14 protein-coding genes are annotated in these 15487 nt (G+C 69.1%); 7 read left to right on the plus strand and 7 right to left on the minus strand.

All coding sequences use genetic code 11. The features are described 5' to 3' along the window. Positions 1 to 6: 6 nt before the first annotated feature. The 6 genes from AC07PA_RS03060 to AC07PA_RS03085 all read right to left on the minus strand — a co-directional run bounded on the left by AC07PA_RS03060 (position 7) and on the right by AC07PA_RS03085 (position 6462). Positions 7 to 1206 carry a threonine ammonia-lyase gene (locus AC07PA_RS03060; RefSeq protein ID WP_494603276.1) on the minus strand — a complete coding sequence of 400 codons (1200 nt, stop codon included), beginning with the start codon at positions 1204 to 1206 and terminating at the stop codon, positions 7 to 9. 89 nt (positions 1207 to 1295) lie between these two features. Further along, entirely contained in the window at positions 1296 to 2576 is a 1281-nt protein-coding gene (locus AC07PA_RS03065) for a TRAP transporter large permease subunit (protein WP_494603274.1), read from the minus strand. A gap of 4 nt (positions 2577 to 2580) precedes the next feature. Further along, entirely contained in the window at positions 2581 to 3087 is a 507-nt protein-coding gene (locus AC07PA_RS03070) for a TRAP transporter small permease (RefSeq protein ID WP_494603272.1), read from the minus strand. Between the two features lie 30 nt (positions 3088 to 3117). Beyond that, positions 3118 to 4506: an FAD-binding oxidoreductase gene (locus tag AC07PA_RS03075; protein ID WP_494603270.1), complete on the minus strand. Its 1389-nt coding sequence runs from the start codon at positions 4504 to 4506 to the stop codon at positions 3118 to 3120. Between the two features lie 5 nt (positions 4507 to 4511). Beyond that, the gene (locus AC07PA_RS03080) at positions 4512 to 5540 is read right to left on the minus strand and encodes a TRAP transporter substrate-binding protein (protein ID WP_494603268.1); all 1029 of its coding nucleotides are present in this window, start codon (positions 5538 to 5540) and stop codon (positions 4512 to 4514) included. A 22-nt stretch (positions 5541 to 5562) separates the two neighbouring features. Continuing rightward, positions 5563 to 6462 carry a fumarylacetoacetate hydrolase family protein gene (locus AC07PA_RS03085; RefSeq protein WP_494603266.1) on the minus strand — a complete coding sequence of 300 codons (900 nt, stop codon included), beginning with the start codon at positions 6460 to 6462 and terminating at the stop codon, positions 5563 to 5565. A gap of 111 nt (positions 6463 to 6573) precedes the next feature. Between AC07PA_RS03085 and AC07PA_RS03090 the strand changes: the two genes are divergently transcribed. The 3 genes from AC07PA_RS03090 (at position 6574) to AC07PA_RS03100 (ending at position 9496) form a co-directional block, all read left to right on the plus strand. Continuing rightward, complete coding sequence (locus AC07PA_RS03090) at positions 6574 to 7254, plus strand: GntR family transcriptional regulator (RefSeq protein WP_494603264.1); 681 nt, start codon at positions 6574 to 6576, stop codon at positions 7252 to 7254. An 84-nt stretch (positions 7255 to 7338) separates the two neighbouring features. Continuing rightward, complete coding sequence (locus AC07PA_RS03095; RefSeq protein WP_494603262.1) at positions 7339 to 8490, plus strand: serine hydrolase; 1152 nt, start codon at positions 7339 to 7341, stop codon at positions 8488 to 8490. Beyond that, positions 8429 to 9496: a serine hydrolase gene (locus tag AC07PA_RS03100; protein ID WP_494603260.1), complete on the plus strand. Its 1068-nt coding sequence runs from the start codon at positions 8429 to 8431 to the stop codon at positions 9494 to 9496. Before AC07PA_RS03095 ends, AC07PA_RS03100 begins: the two co-directional genes overlap by 62 nt. Positions 9497 to 9506: 10 nt before the next feature. On the opposite strand, the gene recQ is transcribed toward AC07PA_RS03100, so the two are convergent. After that, positions 9507 to 11369: a DNA helicase RecQ gene (gene recQ, locus AC07PA_RS03105; RefSeq protein WP_494603258.1), complete on the minus strand. Its 1863-nt coding sequence runs from the start codon at positions 11367 to 11369 to the stop codon at positions 9507 to 9509. 283 nt (positions 11370 to 11652) lie between these two features. On the opposite strand from recQ, the gene AC07PA_RS03110 reads away from it, so the two are divergent. Genes AC07PA_RS03110 through AC07PA_RS03125 form a run of 4 tightly spaced genes read left to right on the plus strand, consistent with a single transcriptional unit; the run spans position 11653 to position 15474 of the window. After that, positions 11653 to 12624, plus strand: coding sequence for a Bug family tripartite tricarboxylate transporter substrate binding protein (locus AC07PA_RS03110; RefSeq protein ID WP_494603256.1), 972 nt, complete (start codon positions 11653 to 11655; stop codon positions 12622 to 12624). 23 nt (positions 12625 to 12647) lie between these two features. Further along, complete coding sequence (locus tag AC07PA_RS03115; protein WP_494603255.1) at positions 12648 to 13889, plus strand: CaiB/BaiF CoA transferase family protein; 1242 nt, start codon at positions 12648 to 12650, stop codon at positions 13887 to 13889. After that, on the plus strand, positions 13886 to 14314 hold the full coding sequence (locus AC07PA_RS03120) for a cupin domain-containing protein (RefSeq protein ID WP_494603253.1): 429 nt from the start codon (positions 13886 to 13888) through the stop codon (positions 14312 to 14314). The genes AC07PA_RS03115 and AC07PA_RS03120 overlap by 4 nt, the downstream gene beginning before the upstream one ends. Then, positions 14311 to 15474, plus strand: coding sequence for an acyl-CoA dehydrogenase family protein (locus AC07PA_RS03125; protein WP_494603251.1), 1164 nt, complete (start codon positions 14311 to 14313; stop codon positions 15472 to 15474). Before AC07PA_RS03120 ends, AC07PA_RS03125 begins: the two co-directional genes overlap by 4 nt. The last annotated feature ends 13 nt before the right edge of the window (positions 15475 to 15487 follow it).

The following is a 15487-nucleotide window of genomic DNA, read 5'->3' on the forward strand; positions in this document are numbered from 1 at the left end:
AGCCCGTCAGATCAAGACGGCCTCCATGCCCCCGTCGTGCAGGTGCTCCAGCACCTCCTCGATGTGGGCCTTGCCGCGCGTCTGCAGCACCAGCTCGATCTCCACGTTCTGCGCGGCCAGCATGGTGAAGGCGCGCTGGTGGTGCACCTCCTCGATGTTGGCGCCCGTGTCGGCCACCATGGCGGTGATGCGCGCCAGCACCCCGGGCACGTCGCGCGCGCTGACCTTGACGCGTGCCAGCCGGCCCGAGCGCACCATGCCGCGCTCGATGATGGCGGCCAGCAGCAGCGGGTCGATGTTGCCCCCGCACAGCACCAGCCCGACTTTCTTGCCCTGGAAGCGCTCGGGGTAGCGCAGCAGAGCGGCCAGACCGGCGGCGCCCGCACCTTCGACCAGCGTCTTCTCGATCTCCAGCAGCATGAGCACGGCCTGCTCGATGTCGCCCTCGTCCACCAGCACCAGGTCGTCCACCAGCCGCTTGACGATCTCCTGCGTGATCTTGCCCGGCGTGCCCACGGCAATGCCTTCGGCGATGGTCGAGGTGCCCTGCGGGTGCTGTGTGCCCTGGATGGCGTTGACCATGGCCGGGAAGCGCGTGGTCTGCACGCCCACGATCTCGATGCCCGGGCGGATCGCCTTGGCCGCCGTGGCCACGCCCGAGATCAGGCCGCCGCCGCCTACCGCGATGACCAGCGTGTCGAGGTCGGGTACCGCCTGTAGCATCTCCAGCCCCAGTGTGCCCTGGCCCGCGGCCACGGCTTCGTCGTCGTAGGGGTGCACGAAGGTAAGGCGGCGCTCGCCGGCCAACTGGTAGGCGTGCGCGCGTGCCTCTTCGAGTGTGTCGCCATGCAGCACCACCTCGGCGCCGAAGCCGCGCGTGCGCTGCACCTTCACCCCGGGGGTGAAGCGCGGCATCACGATCACCGCATGCAGGCCCAGGCGCTGCGCATGGTAGGCCACGCCCTGGGCATGGTTGCCGGCGCTCATGGCGATCACGCCGCGCGCCTGCTCCTCGGCGCTCAGTTGCACCAGCTTGTTGCAAGCCCCGCGCTCCTTGAAGGAAGCGGTGAACTGCAGGTTCTCGAACTTGAGGAACACCTGCGCGCCCACGATCTGCGAGAGCGTCTTGGACTCGACGCAGGGCGTGTCGAGCACATGGCCCTGGACGCGGGCGGCGGCGGCGTGGATGTCTTGGAGGGTCAGCATGGGTGCCATTGTGGCGCCGCAAGGCCCCCTTGTGCGCTGACCGGGGGCCTTTTGTTCCGTTGGCACGCCGCCCCGGCGGCACCGCCCCCCTAACGGGTGAAGAAGCGCAGCGGCACCATCACCAGCTGCGGGAACAGGGTGAGCAGCAGCAGCACCGCCGTCTGCGCCAGCAGGTAGGGCATGACGGCGCGGATCACCGGCTCCATGCGCTCGCGCGCCACCCCGCAGACGACGTTGAGCACCGTGCCCACCGGCGGGGTGATCAGGCCGATGGCGTTGTTCATGATGAACAGCACGCCGAAGTACACCGGGTCGATGCCTGCCATGCGCACCACCGGCATCAGCACCGGCACCAGGATCAGGATGGTGGGCGCGAAGTCAAGCGCCGTGCCCACGGCGAAGATCAGCGCCATGATCACCAGCATCAGCAGCACCGGGCTGCCGACCAGGGGCTGCAGCATCTCGGCCACCACCATCGGGATGTTGGCGGCGGCGATGAGCCAGGCCGAGACCTGGGCCGCCGCCACCAGGAACATCACCACGGCCGAGGTTTTGGCGCTGGCGAGCAACAGGCCGTAGAGCTGCGACCAGCGCAGCTCGCGGTACACCGCGAAGCCGATGAAGAGCGCGTAGAACACGGCCACCACAGCGGCCTCGGTGGGGGTGAAGTAGCCCGCCTTGAGCCCGCCCACGATCAGCAGCGGCAGCAGCAGCGCCCAGAAGCCCGCCACGGTGGCCGAGATCCGCTGGCGCAGGGGCATGCGCTCGCCGCGCGGCATGTCGTCGCGGTGGGACTGGTAGATCCAGGTGAACACCAGCGCCAGCGCCATCATCAGGCCCGGCACGATGCCGGCGATGAACAGCTGCGTGATGGAGATGTTGCCCACCACCCCGAGCATCACGAAGCCGATGGACGGCGGCAGCACCGGCGCGATGATGCCGCCCGAGGCGATCAGCCCCGACGCGCGCGGGATGTCATAGCCGGCCTTGCGCATCATCGGGATCAGCAGCGCAGCGACGGCGGCCGTGTCGGCGATGGCCGAGCCCGACAGCGAGGCCATGACCACGCAGGCGAAGATGGCCACATAGCCCAGCCCGCCCTTGAAGTGCCCGACCCAGGCACCGGCCACGTCGACGATGCGCCGCGAAATGCCGCCGGCATTCATGAGCTCGCCCGCGAGCACGAAGAAGGGAATGGCCATCAGCGGAAAGCTGTCGGCCCCGGAGAGCATGTTCTGCGCGATGATCTGCGCATCAAACAGGTCCATGTAGAACATCATCGCCATGCCGCAGGCGATCAGCGAGAAGGCGATGGGCACGCCCAAGGCCATGGCGGCCAGCAGCGAGAGCACGAAGACGGCGACGACCATGGTGTCAGGCCCCTTCTTCGCTCACGGCAACCAGCGACGCGGGGCTTACCCGCCCGCTCAGCAGCCGCGCGATGTTGACCACCGTCATCACCCCGATGGACACCGCGCACAGGTAGGCCACCGAATACACCACGCCCAGCGAGATGCCGGTCACCAGGCCGGTGTTGGCCATGTTGAGCGCGTGCTGGCGCAGCAGGCCCCACAGCAGCACCGCGCAGCAGGCCAGCGTGATGCACTGCGCCAGCAGCACGGCCGCGAACAGCGCCTTGCCCGAGAGGCGGTGCACCACCATGTCCATGCCCAGGTGGCCGCCCTCGCGCATGGCGAGGATCGCGCCCAGGAAGATCAGCCAGATGAACATGAAGCGCGAGAGCTCCTCGGAGATGTTGATGCCCGAGTCGAACAGGTGGCGCAGCACCACGTTGCCGAAGACCATGACGCACATAGCGGCCAGGCACAGCACGACGACCGCCTCCAGCGCCTTGAAATACCAGTGGATGAGTTGCTTCATGGAAAGTGGGGGAAAGGTGGACAGGCCGCGTCAGAACGCGAAGACCTTGCCGGGGTTCATGAGGTTGTGCGGGTCCATGGCGTGCTTGATCTGGCGCATCAGCGCCACCGGGGCGGCGCCGAGTTCGTCAAGCAGGAAGCCCTGCTTGTGCAGGCCCACGCCGTGCTCGCCGGTGCAGGTGCCGTCCAAGGCCAGGGCGCGCCGCACCAGGCGTGCGTTGAGCGCTTCGGCCTGCTCCACCTCGGCGTGGTCGTTCGCATCCACCAGCATCTGCACGTGGAAGTTGCCGTCGCCCACATGGCCGACGATGGGCGCGAGCATGCCCGACCGCTGCAGGTCCTGCGCGGTCTGGCCCACGCATTCGGCCAGGCGCGAGATCGGAACGCAGACATCGGTGACCACCGAGCGGCAGCCTGGGCGCAGCTGCAGCGCCGCGAAGTAGACGTTGTGCCGGGCTTCCCACAGGCGCGTGCGTTCCTCGGGGCTGCTGGCCCACTGGAACTGCGCGCCGCCGCCGTCCATGGCCAGGGCCTGCACGGTGTCCACCTGTTCCTGCACGCCGGCTGCGCTGCCGTGGAACTCGAAGAACAGGTGGGGCTGCTCGGGCAGGCCGGTGCGGCTATGGCCGTTGAGCGCGCGGATGGCCGTGGCGTCGACGAACTCGCAGCGCGCGATCGGCACACCGAGCTGGATGGTCTGCACCACCACCTGCACGGCGGCATCGATGTCGGGGAAGGCGCACACGGCCGCCATCACGCTCTCGGGCAGCGGGTACAGGCGCACCGTGGCCTCCACCACCACGCCCAGCGTGCCCTCGGAGCCCACGAACAGGCGCGTGAGGTCGTAGCCCGCAGCCGACTTGCGCGCGCGCTGGCCGGTCTTGACCACCTCGCCGTCGGCTGTCACCACGGTGAGGTTGAGCACGTTCTCGCGCATGGTGCCGTAGCGCACGGCATTGGTGCCGCTGGCGCGCGTGGCGCACATGCCGCCGATGGTGGCGTCGGCCCCCGGATCGATGGGAAAGAACAGGCCCGTATCGCGCAGCTCGGCGTTGAGCGCCTTGCGCGTCACGCCCGGCTGCACCGTGGCGGTCTGGTCCTCGGGATGGATGGCGAGCACCTGGTCCATCTGCTGCAGGTTCAGCGTGAGGCCGCCGCGCGTGGCCAGGGTATGCCCTTCGAGCGACGAACCCGCACCATAGGGCACCAGCGGCACGCGGTGGTCGCGGCACAGGCGCACGATGGCCAGCACCTCGTCGCGCGTGCGCGCATGGGCCACGGCATCGGGCGGCATGGCGGCAAAGATCGACTCGTCGCGCCCGTGGTGCTCGCGCACCGCCAGGCTGGTGGACAGGCGCGGGCCGAGCAGCTGGCCCAGGGCATCGAGGAAGGCGGGCGGCAGGGCAGGGTGGGCAGCCATGTCGCTCACTGCGGCTTGGCCGCGGCACGCGCCTTGGCGATCTCGCTGCGCACCAGAGCCATGAACTCCGGGCCGATCTTCTCCAGGTGCGGTGCGATGGCCGGCGGCACCCGGTCGCGGATGGCCTGCAGGTCGGCCTCGGAGAACTGCGTCACCTGCATGCCCTTGTCCTTCATGCCCTGCAGGGCCGCGCCGGCCTCGGCGGCCGTGGTCTTGCGCTGGTAGGTGGTGGCGCTCCTGGCGGCGGTGCTCATCATCTGCTTCTCGTCGGCCGAGAGGCTGTCCCAGTATTTCTTGGACACGGCGAAGATCAGCGGCGAGTAGACGTGGCCCGAGAGCGTCATGTACTTCTGCACTTCATAGAAGCGCTGCGTGTACATCAGCACGATGGGGTTTTCCTGGCCGTCGAAGGCCTTGGTCTCCAGCGCCACGAAGAGCTCTGACCAGGGCAGCGGCGAGGCGTTCGCGCCGATGGCCTTGAAGGCGTCGAGCGTGAGCGGGTTGGGCTGGGTGCGCAGCTTCAGGCCCTTGAGGTCATCGATCTTGTTCACCGGCCGGCGCGAGTTGGTGATGTGGCGAAAGCCGTTCTCCCACCAGCCCAGCACGTGGATGCCCACGGCGGCGAGCTTGGTGTTGAGCTGCTGGCCCACGGGGCCGTCGAACACCGCGTGGGCCTCGGCCTCGGTGTTGAACAGGAAGGGCACGTCCTGGAAGCCCAGTTCCTTGACCTGGCCGAGCAGCGCCAGCGCGCTGCCGGTGTAGAACTCCTGCACGCCGCCCTGCAGGGCGCCAAGCATCTGCGGGTCGGGCCCCAGGGCCTGGTTGGCGATCACGGTGATCTTCATCTTGCCCCCGGTGGCCTTGTCCATGTCGGCGGCGAACTGCTTGGCCGCCAGGCCGGCAGGGTGGCTGTCGGCAAGCCCATGGCCGAAGCGGGCCGTGCGGGGCTTGGTGTCCTGGGCCTGCACGCAGACGGCGGCCAGGGCGGTGAGGGTGCCGATGAGGGCGGTGCGCAGCAGTCGGTTCAATGGCATGGCAGTCTCCTGGGGGTGGGCGTTATGCGGTGGCGGGCTCGAAGGGGCGGGGCGCCGTGGCGGTTGCGGCATGCACGGGGTTGCGCAGCAGGCCGATGCGCTCGATCTCCACCTCGCAGGTGTCGCCGGGCTTCATGTACAGGCGCGGCTCGCGCGCATGGCCGATGCCGGCCGGGGTGCCGGCCACGATCAGGTCGCCTGCCTCCAGCGTGATGGCCTCGCTGATGGTGACGATCAGCGACTCGATGTCGAACACCATGTCGTCGGTGTTGGCCGACTGCACGGTCTGGCCGTTCAACCGGGTTTCCAGCCGCAGGCCGCGCGCGCCGGGGGGCAGCTCGTCGGCGGTCACCAGGCAGGGGCCGAAGGCGCCGGTGCCGTCGAAGTTCTTGCCCATGGTCCATTGCGGCGTCTTGAACTGGTATTCGCGCACGCTGGCGTCGTTGAAGACCGAGTAGCCCAGCACGTGGGAGAGCGCTTTGTCCCGCGTGATGCGGCTGCCGCCGGTGCCGATCACCGCGACCAGCTCGCCCTCGAAATCGAGCGAATCCGACAGTGGCGAGTGCAGCAGCGGTGCGCCGTGCGCGATCACGCTGGAGTTGAAGCGCGCGAACAGGGTCGGGTAGGCGGGCTGCACGAAGCCGCTCTCGGCCGTGTGGTCGCGGTAATTCAGGCCCACGCAGATGATCTTGGCTGGCCGGGCCACGGGTGCCAGCAACTGCACGGCGGCCAGGTCCACGGCGTCCTGGCGGGCCATGGCAGCGGCAGCGGCGTCCAGCGCCGCGCGGCCCTGGCGCAGCAGGTCGTCCACGTCGCCGGGGTAGCCGGCCGCACCTTGGGTGGTGCCGTGCCATGCGCCGGTGGCGGCGTTGCACACGGCCCAGCCGTTGCGGCCGGTCGATTGGAAGCGAAGCAATTTCATCAGTTCTCCTGGTGGCAGCCGCGGGACCACTGCCCCGACCGCTTGGATATATATTTGATCGAATAATCTATTATTCGTATGTTGGTAGATTCCCGCATAAAATGGAGTGCCATGCTGACCACCCTTCCCAAGCGCACCCAGGCCGAGACGGCGTGCGACCTGATCCGTGCCGAAATCCTCGACGGGCGCCTGCCGCCGGGCGCCAAGCTGAACATCAAGGCCGTCGAAGAGCGGCTGGAGCTGAGCCTGGGCGCCGTGCGCGAGGCGTTGTCGCGCCTGGGGGCCGAGGGCATGGTGGTGGGCGAGTCGCACCGCGGCTACCGCGTGAGCCCGGTGAGCAAGGACGAGCTGCTGGACCTGACCCGTGCCCGGGTGGAAATGGAATCGCTGTGCCTGGGCCAGGCCATGGACCATGGCGATGTGGAGTGGGAGACGCGCATCGTTGCGGCGGCCCACCGCATGGAACGCCTGCAGTCCCTGCCCTCCGAGGCCGAGGCGCGCTCCACCACCGCCTGGAACGATGCCCATGGCGAATTCCACGAGGCCCTGGTCAGCGCCTGCCCCAACCAGTGGCTGCTGCGCATGCGCCACATGCTTTACAAGCAGAGCGAACGCTACCGCCGCCTCTCGGTGCCGCTGAGCACCGACCACCGCGACGTGCGCAGCGAGCACCGCCACATCATGGAAGCGGCCTTGGCGCGCGACAAGGCGCGGGCCTTCGCTGCCATCGACACCCACCTGTTTGCCACCGCGCAGATCATCCTGCGCTCGCCGCTGCTGCAGGACTCCTGAGACCTGTCCCGGGGGTAACCCCCGGGATCACACAGTGTTACGGGCTGTGCCGGGGCCGGGGTGTACCGTTGCAGGTTTACGGAGGTGTTCGCCATCGCACGCTTGCAGGCTTTTCTTTTGTCGCTGGCCCTGGCCAGCAGCGCGCTGGGAGCAGGCCCCGTTCACGCCCAGGGCGTGGCAGCGCAACGCCCCGCATGGCCGGACCTGTTGCAGGCCGAACTGGTGCAGGTGGCGGCGCAGAACACGGCCGGCATCGGCGTCTACGTGCGCGACCTGGAGACCGGGATTGCCGTGTCGCACCGCGGCATGGAGCGCTGGTACCTGGCCTCTACCGTCAAGGTGCCGGTCGCGCTGGCGGTGCTGCAGGCGGTGGAGCGCGGCGAATTCGCGCTGGACACGAAACTGCGCGTGCGCGCCTCGGACTACGTGGACGGCGCGGGCCAGACCAATTCCAAGGCCGTGGGAACGGCGCTGAGCGTGCGCTACCTGCTTGAGCAGATGGTCATCTACAGCGACAACACGGCCAGCGACATGCTCATCGGGCTGGTCGGCATCCGCGCCGTGAATGCCCTGGTCGAGCAACTGGTACCCCGGGGCTTCGAGCGCATCACCAGCCTGGCCGACGTGCGCCGGCACGCCTACGGCCAGCTCACGCCGCAGGCCTCGCACCTGTCGGGCCACGACTTCCTGGTGATCAAGCGCCAGCGCAGCGATGCAGAGCGCATGCAGGTGCTCGCGCGCCTGCTGCACGTGCCGGCCTCGTCCTTCCTGCTGCCCAGCGTGGGCGAGGCCTTCGAGGCCTACTACGCGGGCGGCCTGAACTCGGGCCGGCTCGATGCCTATGCCGACCTGCTGGAGCTGCTGGTCCACGGCAAGATCGTCAACGCCGAACACACGCGCTACCTGCTGGCGGTGATGGAGCGGGTGCAGACGGGGGTCTACCGCGTGCAGGCCGGCCTGCCCAAGGCGGCGCGCTTTGCGCACAAAACGGGCACGCAAAGGGCGCGCACCTGCGACTCCGGATTGGTCACTGTCCCACGTCTGGGCCGGGACCGGCGCGTTATCGTGGTCGCCTGCACGCGTGGAGAGCTGTCCAGCGCGCGTTCAGACCGTGCCCTGCGCGACGTGGGGGCGGCCCTGTGCCAGTCTGGACTGCTGACCGACGGACGAACCCATGACCCAGAGTGTCCCCCCGTGGCGCGCGTGGTGCACCGCGCTGATCCTGGCGAGCGCTAGCCTGGCTGCGCAGGGCGCCGCCTGGAGCGACGCGCTGCGCCAGCAGATCGAACGCATCGACGCCGCCACGCCCGGCCGGCTCGGCGTTTATGTGAAGCGGCTGGACAACGGCGAGGTGCTGTCCTACCAGGCCGACCGGCCCTGGTACCTGGGCTCCTCGGCCAAGCTGCCGGTGGCCATCGCGGTGCTGCAGGAGATCGAGCAGGGCCGGCACAGCCTGGCCGAGCAGGTCACCTTGCAGGACACGGACAAGATCGACGGCTCGGGCAACGTGGTCTGGAACAAGGCCGGCACCCGCTACCGGGTGGATGCACTGCTCAAGCGCATGCTGATGGAGAGCGACAACACAGCCGCCAACATGCTGATGCGCAGCATCGGCGACGAGGCGCTCAACCGCCATGCGCGCGAGCTGCTGGGGGGCAAGGGCTTCGAGCGCATCACCAATTTCGCGCAGGTGCGCTACGACGTTTATGCCGAACTGCACCCCGACGCGCTTACGATGAGCAACATGGACCTGGTGCGCCTGGCGGCCGCGCCCATGGGGCCGCAACGCGTGGATGCGCTGGCCCGCACCATCGAGGTGGACAAGGCGGACTTCCGCGTGAAGACCATGGACGATGCCTACCGGCGCTACTACGCGCGCGGCCTCAATTCCGCACCGCTCACCTCCTATGGCGGCATGCTGGAAAAGCTGGTCACCGGCAAGCTGCTCTCGCCCGCGCATCAGCAGCGCCTGTTCACCGACCTCAAGTACGCCACCTACGATGCCTACCGGCTCGAAGCCGGCCTGCCGCGCAGCGAGCGCTTCATCCACAAGACGGGCACCCAGCTGCACCGCGCCTGCCACATGGGCGTGGTCAACCCGCAGGACGGCGGCCGTGCCGCCATCGTGGTGGCCACCTGCGCCGAAGACCTGGACGAGCACGGCGAGGCCGGAAAGGCCTTCGAGCAGATCGGCCGGGCCATCACCGCGACCCTGCTGCCGGGCAAGAAGCCCGGCCGATGAGCGACGCAGGCTACTGCGCGCAGACGCGCAGCACCTCGCTGCCGTAGGCCTCGAGCTTTTTCGCGCCCATGCCGCTGATGCCCTGCAGGTCCTCCTGCGTGGCCGGGTTGCGCTCGGCGATGGCGGCCAGCGTGGCGTCGTGGAAGATCACGTAGGCCGGCAGGTTGTGCTCCTTGGCCACCTCGGCACGCCAGGCCTTGAGGTTGATGAAGCGCACCTGCGCATCGGGCCCCAGGTTGGCGGCGGCGGCTGGCGGTGCGCTGCCCTTGCGGGTGCGCTTGGCCGGCGCGGCCGACACCGATTCGCGCAGCTGCACCAGCACCTCGCCCTTGAGCACGGCGCGCGAGCCCTCGGTCAGGCACAGGGTGTCGAAGCTGTGGCCGCTGTCGAGCATGACCTTCTGCAGGCCCAGGGCGCCGGTGGCGATCAGCTGGCGCAAAACACCACGCAGCTGGGGCTCGGACAGGTCGGCCCCGATGCCGAAGGTGGAGATCTTGTCGTGCCCGAACTGCGCGACCTTCTCGGTCTGCTTGCCGCGCAGGATGTCCATGATGTGGCCCGCGCCGAAGCCGATGCGGCTGACCTGCTGCACCCGGTAGATGGTGGACAGCAGCTTGCGCGCCGCGTCGGTCGCATCCCAGATGGCCGGGGGTGTGAGGCAGTTGTCGCAGTTGCCGCAGGGCGTGGACTCCTCGCCGAAATAGGCCAGCAGGCGCACGCGGCGGCAGTCGGTGGCCTCGGCCAGGGCCAGCAGCGCGTCGAGCTTGCCGCGCAGCGCCTGCTTGAACTCCTCGCCCGCCGGGCTCTCGTCGATCATGCGGCGCTGGTTCACCACGTCGTTCAGGCCGTAGGCCATCCAGGCATCGGCGTTCAGGCCGTCGCGGCCGGCCCGGCCGGTCTCCTGGTAGTAGCCCTCGATGTTCTTGGGCATGTCCACGTGCGCCACGAAGCGCACATCGGGCTTGTCGATGCCCATGCCGAAGGCGATGGTGGCCACCATCACGATGCCTTCTTCGCGCAGGAAGCGGTCCTGGTTCTTCTGGCGCACTTTGGTATCGAGGCCCGCGTGGTAGGGCAGGGCGGTCAGGCCCGCGTCGCTCAGGGTGGAGGCCAGCTCCTCCACGCGCTTGCGCGACTGGCAGTACACCACGCCGGCCTCGCCCGCATGCTCGCGCTCGATGAAGCGCAGCAATTGGGTGGTGGCGTCCTTCTTCTCGACGATGGTGTAGCGGATGTTGGGGCGGTCGAAGCTGCTGATGAACAGCCGCGCGTCCTCGAGTTGCAGGCGCTCGATGATGTCGGCGCGCGTGAGGTCGTCGGCCGTGGCCGTGAGGGCGATGCGCGGCACGCCGGCATAGCGCTCGTGCAGCACCGTGAGGGCGCGGTACTCGGGCCGGAAGTCGTGGCCCCACTGGCTCACGCAATGGGCTTCGTCGATTGCGAAGAGCGACAGGTGCCCTTCGTTGTACAGGCTGTCGAGCAGGCCCAGGAAGCGCGGCGTGTTCAGCCGCTCCGGTGCCGCGTAGAGCAGCGTGATGGCGCCGGTCTGCAGGCGGAATTCCACGTCCTGCGCCTCGTCGAAGCTCAGCGTGGAGTTCAGGAAGGCCGCGTCCACCCCCGCCTCGTGCAGGGCGCCCACCTGGTCGTGCATCAGCGCGATCAGGGGCGAGATGACGATGGTCACCCCGCGCCCCTGCTGCTGGCGCACGATGGCCGGCACCTGGTAGCACAGCGACTTGCCGCCGCCCGTGGGCATCAGCACCAGCGCATCGCTGCCGCCGATCACATGCTCGACGATGTCCTGCTGCGGGCCCCGGAACTGCTCGTAGCCAAAGACGTCGTGCAGGACGGTATGGGCGGGTGACGGACTCAATGACTCTCCTTTTGATAGCTGCCGCAGCGCATGGCAAAAGGGCGGCAGCCTGGTCGGGTGGGTGTTCAACAGCGCCGGCGCGCGCATCTGCGGCGGCGGGCAAAGGCGCCTATTGTGCGCTGTGCAGGCGCCCGGTTCCGGCCAACCCGGTGCTGCAGTCAACGATTCGCATTGCGAATGGATTGGTCCGATTATCCAATTGGACGCAAATGGCTGCCCCGGACAAGATGCGGTCCAGCCCCGGCACAAGGGGTGTCCGTACACCCATCCAGGAGACAAAGACATGCATCACATCTTCCGGGCCGTGCTCACGGCCTGCGCCGTGGCGGCGGCCAGCCTGCCGGCAGGGGCGCAACAAGCCGTGTACCCCAGCGCGCCCATCACCCTGGTGGTGCCGTTCGCGGCCGGCAGCGGCACCGATTCGGTGGCCCGCACCGTGAGCCAGAAGCTCGCCGAGCGGCTCAAGCAACCGGTATTGGTGGACAACAAGCCCGGCGCCAATGCCCAGGTGGCCGCGCAGATCGCCGCCAAGGCCAGGCCCGACGGCTATACGCTGTTCATGACCACCAACACCTCGCATTCGGCCAACCCGGCGCTCTACTCGGCCCTCAAGTACGACCCGATCAAGGACTTCACGCCCGTGGCGCGCGTGGGCGAGCTGCCGTTCGCACTGGCCGTGCACCCCTCGGTGCCGGCCAAAACCCTGGGCGAACTGATCGCCTACGCCCGCGCCAACCCCGGCAAACTCAGCTACGCCACGCCCAACAGCACCTCGCTGGTGGCGATGGAAAGCATCAAGCACATCGCCGGCATCGACCTGCTGAGCGTGCCTTACAAGTCGAGCCCGCAGGCCATGACCGACCTGGTGGGCGGCCAGGTGCAGGTCTACGTGGCCGACCTGGGCTCGGGCATGAGCATGCTCAAGAGCGACAAGGTGCGCACCCTGGGCATCACCACGGCCCAGCCCTCGCCCCTGCTGCCGGGCGTGCCGCCCATCGGCCAGACGGCCAAGGGCTTCGACCTGACCTCCTGGAACGGCATCTTCGGCCCGGCCGGCATGCCGCCGGCGGTGGTGAACCGGCTGAACACCGAGCTGCAGGCCGTGCTGGCCGACAAGGACACGCAGGACAGGCTGGCGCTGATCGGCTTCCAGGTCTGGCCGAGCAAGACCCCCGAAGAGTTCGCCAGCTACGTGGCCGAGCAGCTCAACCACTGGCGCACCCTGATCCGCCAGGCGGGCATCAAGCCCGAATGAACCGACCGAGAGGAACCCCTTCCATGCAGGACACCAGGCCCCCCGGGGCGGCAGGCCCGCTCGCCGGCGTGCGCGTGCTCGACCTCACCAGCGTCATCATGGGCCCGTTCGCCACGCAGATCCTGGCGCAACTGGGTGCCGAGGTCATCAAGGTGGAGACGCCCGAGGGCGACAACATGCGCCACGTGGGCCCCATGGCCAACCCGGGCATGGGCCACATCTTCCTGCACGCCAACGGCGGCAAGCGCAGCATCGTGCTCGACCTCAAGCACCCCGCGGGGCGCGAGGCCGCGCTGCGCCTGGCCGAGGGCTGCGACGTGCTGATCAGCAACGTGCGGCCCCAGGCGCTGGCGCGGCTGGGGCTGGACGCCGCCGCGGTGGCCGCGCGCAACCCGCGGCTGATCCACGTGAGCTGCTGCGGCTTCGACCAGGAGGGCCCCGACGCCGCGCGCCCCGCCTACGACGACCTGATCCAGGGCGCCACGGGCATCCCCTGGCTCATGCAGCAGTACGGCGCGCCCGAGCCCGCCTATGCGCCCACCACCCTGTCGGACCGCGTGACCGGCCTGCACGCGGTGTACGCCGTGACGGCCGCGCTCTATGCGCGCGAGAAGACCGGCCAGGGCCAGGCCATCGTGGTGCCGATGTTCGAGGCCATGGTCCAGTTCGTCCTGGGCGACCACATGGCGGGGCTCAGCTTCGAGCCGCCGCGTGGCGATGCGGGCTATGCGCGGCTGCTCACGGCCCACCGCAAGCCCTACGCCACGGCCGACGGCATGCTCTGCGTGCTGATCTACAACGACAAGCACTGGCGCAGCTTTTTTGCCGCCATCGGCGAGACCGAGGGCCTGGGCCGCGACCCGCGCTTTGCCACGCACGGGGCGCGCGCCGCGCACATCGACGCGGTGTACGCCGAGGTGGCGCGCATCCTGCGCGGCCGCAGCACCGCCGAATGGCGCGCCCTGCTTGACGCGGCCGACGTGCCCCACATGCCCATGAACTCCCCGGCCGACCTGCTGGCCAATGCGCAACTGCGCGCCACCGGCTTCCTGCAGGACAGCCTGCACCCCAGCGAAGGCCCGCTGCACACCATGGCCCACCCCACGCGCTGGTCCGGCACGCCGCCGGCACGGCAACTGGCACCCGCCCCGCGCTTGGGCGAACACACGCGTGCCTTGCTGGCCGAGGCCGGCTATGCCCCCACCGACATCGATGCCCTGCTGGCCCAGGGCGCCTGCCACCTGCCCGCCGGAGACACTGCATGACCACCCCTGCCACCCCACCCCGCTACCTGGTGCGCAGCGCCGGGGTGCCCGCTTACCAGCCGGCCAACCACCAGCACACCTACAACCAGCGCCTGATCGGCCCCGAGACCGTGGGCGCCCGCCAGATGGAGGTGCTGCTGGGCACCCTGCACGCGGGCGGCGGCGCGCTGCCCCACGCCCACCCGGGCGTCGAGCAGGCCTGCTACCTGCTGGAGGGCACGGCCCGGGCCGAAGTGGCGGGCGAGGTGTTTGACATGCTGCCGGGCGACATGTGCTTCTTTCCGGCCGATGTGGCGCATGTCTTCACCGTGACCAGCGAGGCACCGGTGAAGTTGCTCGTCATCTACAGCCCCCCTTACCTCGAATCGCCCGAGCGGGTGGTCCGCTTCCCTGCTGCTTCTTCAGCCACCGCTGCGCCCGCATGAACTTCGCCCTCTCCCCCGAACACGAGCAGATCCGAGATGCCGTCGAGCGCGTCTGCGCCCCTTTCGACGCCGACTACTGGCTGCGCAAGGACCGCGACGGCGGCTTTCCCGAAGATTTCCACCGCGCCCTGGCCGATGCCGGCTGGCTCGGCATCGCCATGCCCGAGGAATACGGCGGCGCAGGCCTGGGCATCAGCGAAGCGGCGCTGATGATGCACACCATCTCTGCCACCGGTGCGGGCCTGTCGGGCGCCTCGGCGGTGCACATGAACATCTTCGGCTTGCACCCGGTGGTGGTCTTCGGCACCGAGGCGCAGAAGGCGCGCTGGCTGCCGCCGCTGATCGCCGGCCGCGACCGGGCCTGCTTCGGCGTGACCGAGCCCAACACCGGGTTGAACACCCTGAAGCTCACGACGCGGGCCGTGCGCCAGGGTGACCACTACGTGGTGCACGGCCAGAAGGTCTGGATCAGCACCGCCCAGGTGGCCAACAAGATTCTGCTGCTGGCGCGCACCACGCCGGTGGAGGAATGCACGGGCACCGAGGGCCTGAGCCTGTTCTACACCGACCTGGACCGCAGCACGGTGGAAGTGCGCGAGATCGACAAGCTCGGGCGCAAGTGCGTGGACTCCAACCAGGTCTTCATCGACGGCCTGCGCATCCCCGTGGAAGACCGGGTGGGCGAGGAGGGCCAGGGCTTTCGCTACATCCTGCACGGCCTGAACCCCGAGCGCATCCTGATCGCCAGCGAGGCCGTGGGCCTGGGCCGCGCCGCGCTGGCCCGTGCCGCCGGCTATGCCAACGAGCGCGAGGTGTTCGGCCGCCCCATCGGCCAGAACCAGGGCGTGCAGCACCCGCTGGCGCTGTCGTGGATGGAGCTCGAGGCCGCGCACCTCATGGTGCAGAAAGCCGCCTGGCTTCACGACCAGCACCTGCCCTGCGCGGCCGAGGCCAACAGCGCCAAGTACCTGGCGGCCGAGGCCTGCTACCACGCCTGCGAGCGCGCCATCTTCACCCACGGTGGCATGGGCTACGCCAAGGAATACCACGTGGAGCGCTACCTGCGCGAATCCTGGATACCGCGCCTGGCGCCCGTGAGTCCGCAGCTCATCCTGTGCTTCATTGCCGAGAAGGTGCTCGGGCTGCCCAAGTCGTATTGAGGCGCGCATGCGC

It is taken from the genome of Acidovorax sp. GW821-FHT09B03 (genome assembly GCF_059418305.1).

Excerpts from the sequence above, each read along its gene's own strand:
- AC07PA_RS03100 (WP_494603260.1), top strand. The coding sequence starts at position 8,429 with ATGACCCAGAGTGTCCCCCCGTGGCGCGCGTGGTGCACCGCGCTGATC.
- AC07PA_RS03125 (WP_494603251.1), top strand. The coding sequence starts at position 14,311 with ATGAACTTCGCCCTCTCCCCCGAACACGAGCAGATCCGAGATGCCGTC.
- AC07PA_RS03065 (WP_494603274.1), bottom strand. The coding sequence starts at position 2,576 with ATGGTCGTCGCCGTCTTCGTGCTCTCGCTGCTGGCCGCCATGGCCTTG.
- AC07PA_RS03070 (WP_494603272.1), bottom strand. The coding sequence starts at position 3,087 with ATGAAGCAACTCATCCACTGGTATTTCAAGGCGCTGGAGGCGGTCGTC.
- AC07PA_RS03060 (WP_494603276.1), bottom strand. The coding sequence starts at position 1,206 with ATGCTGACCCTCCAAGACATCCACGCCGCCGCCGCCCGCGTCCAGGGC.
- AC07PA_RS03120 (WP_494603253.1), top strand. The coding sequence starts at position 13,886 with ATGACCACCCCTGCCACCCCACCCCGCTACCTGGTGCGCAGCGCCGGG.
- AC07PA_RS03075 (WP_494603270.1), bottom strand. The coding sequence starts at position 4,506 with ATGGCTGCCCACCCTGCCCTGCCGCCCGCCTTCCTCGATGCCCTGGGC.
- AC07PA_RS03090 (WP_494603264.1), top strand. The coding sequence starts at position 6,574 with ATGCTGACCACCCTTCCCAAGCGCACCCAGGCCGAGACGGCGTGCGAC.
- AC07PA_RS03110 (WP_494603256.1), top strand. The coding sequence starts at position 11,653 with ATGCATCACATCTTCCGGGCCGTGCTCACGGCCTGCGCCGTGGCGGCG.
- AC07PA_RS03115 (WP_494603255.1), top strand. The coding sequence starts at position 12,648 with ATGCAGGACACCAGGCCCCCCGGGGCGGCAGGCCCGCTCGCCGGCGTG.
- AC07PA_RS03085 (WP_494603266.1), bottom strand. The coding sequence starts at position 6,462 with ATGAAATTGCTTCGCTTCCAATCGACCGGCCGCAACGGCTGGGCCGTG.
- AC07PA_RS03080 (WP_494603268.1), bottom strand. The coding sequence starts at position 5,540 with ATGCCATTGAACCGACTGCTGCGCACCGCCCTCATCGGCACCCTCACC.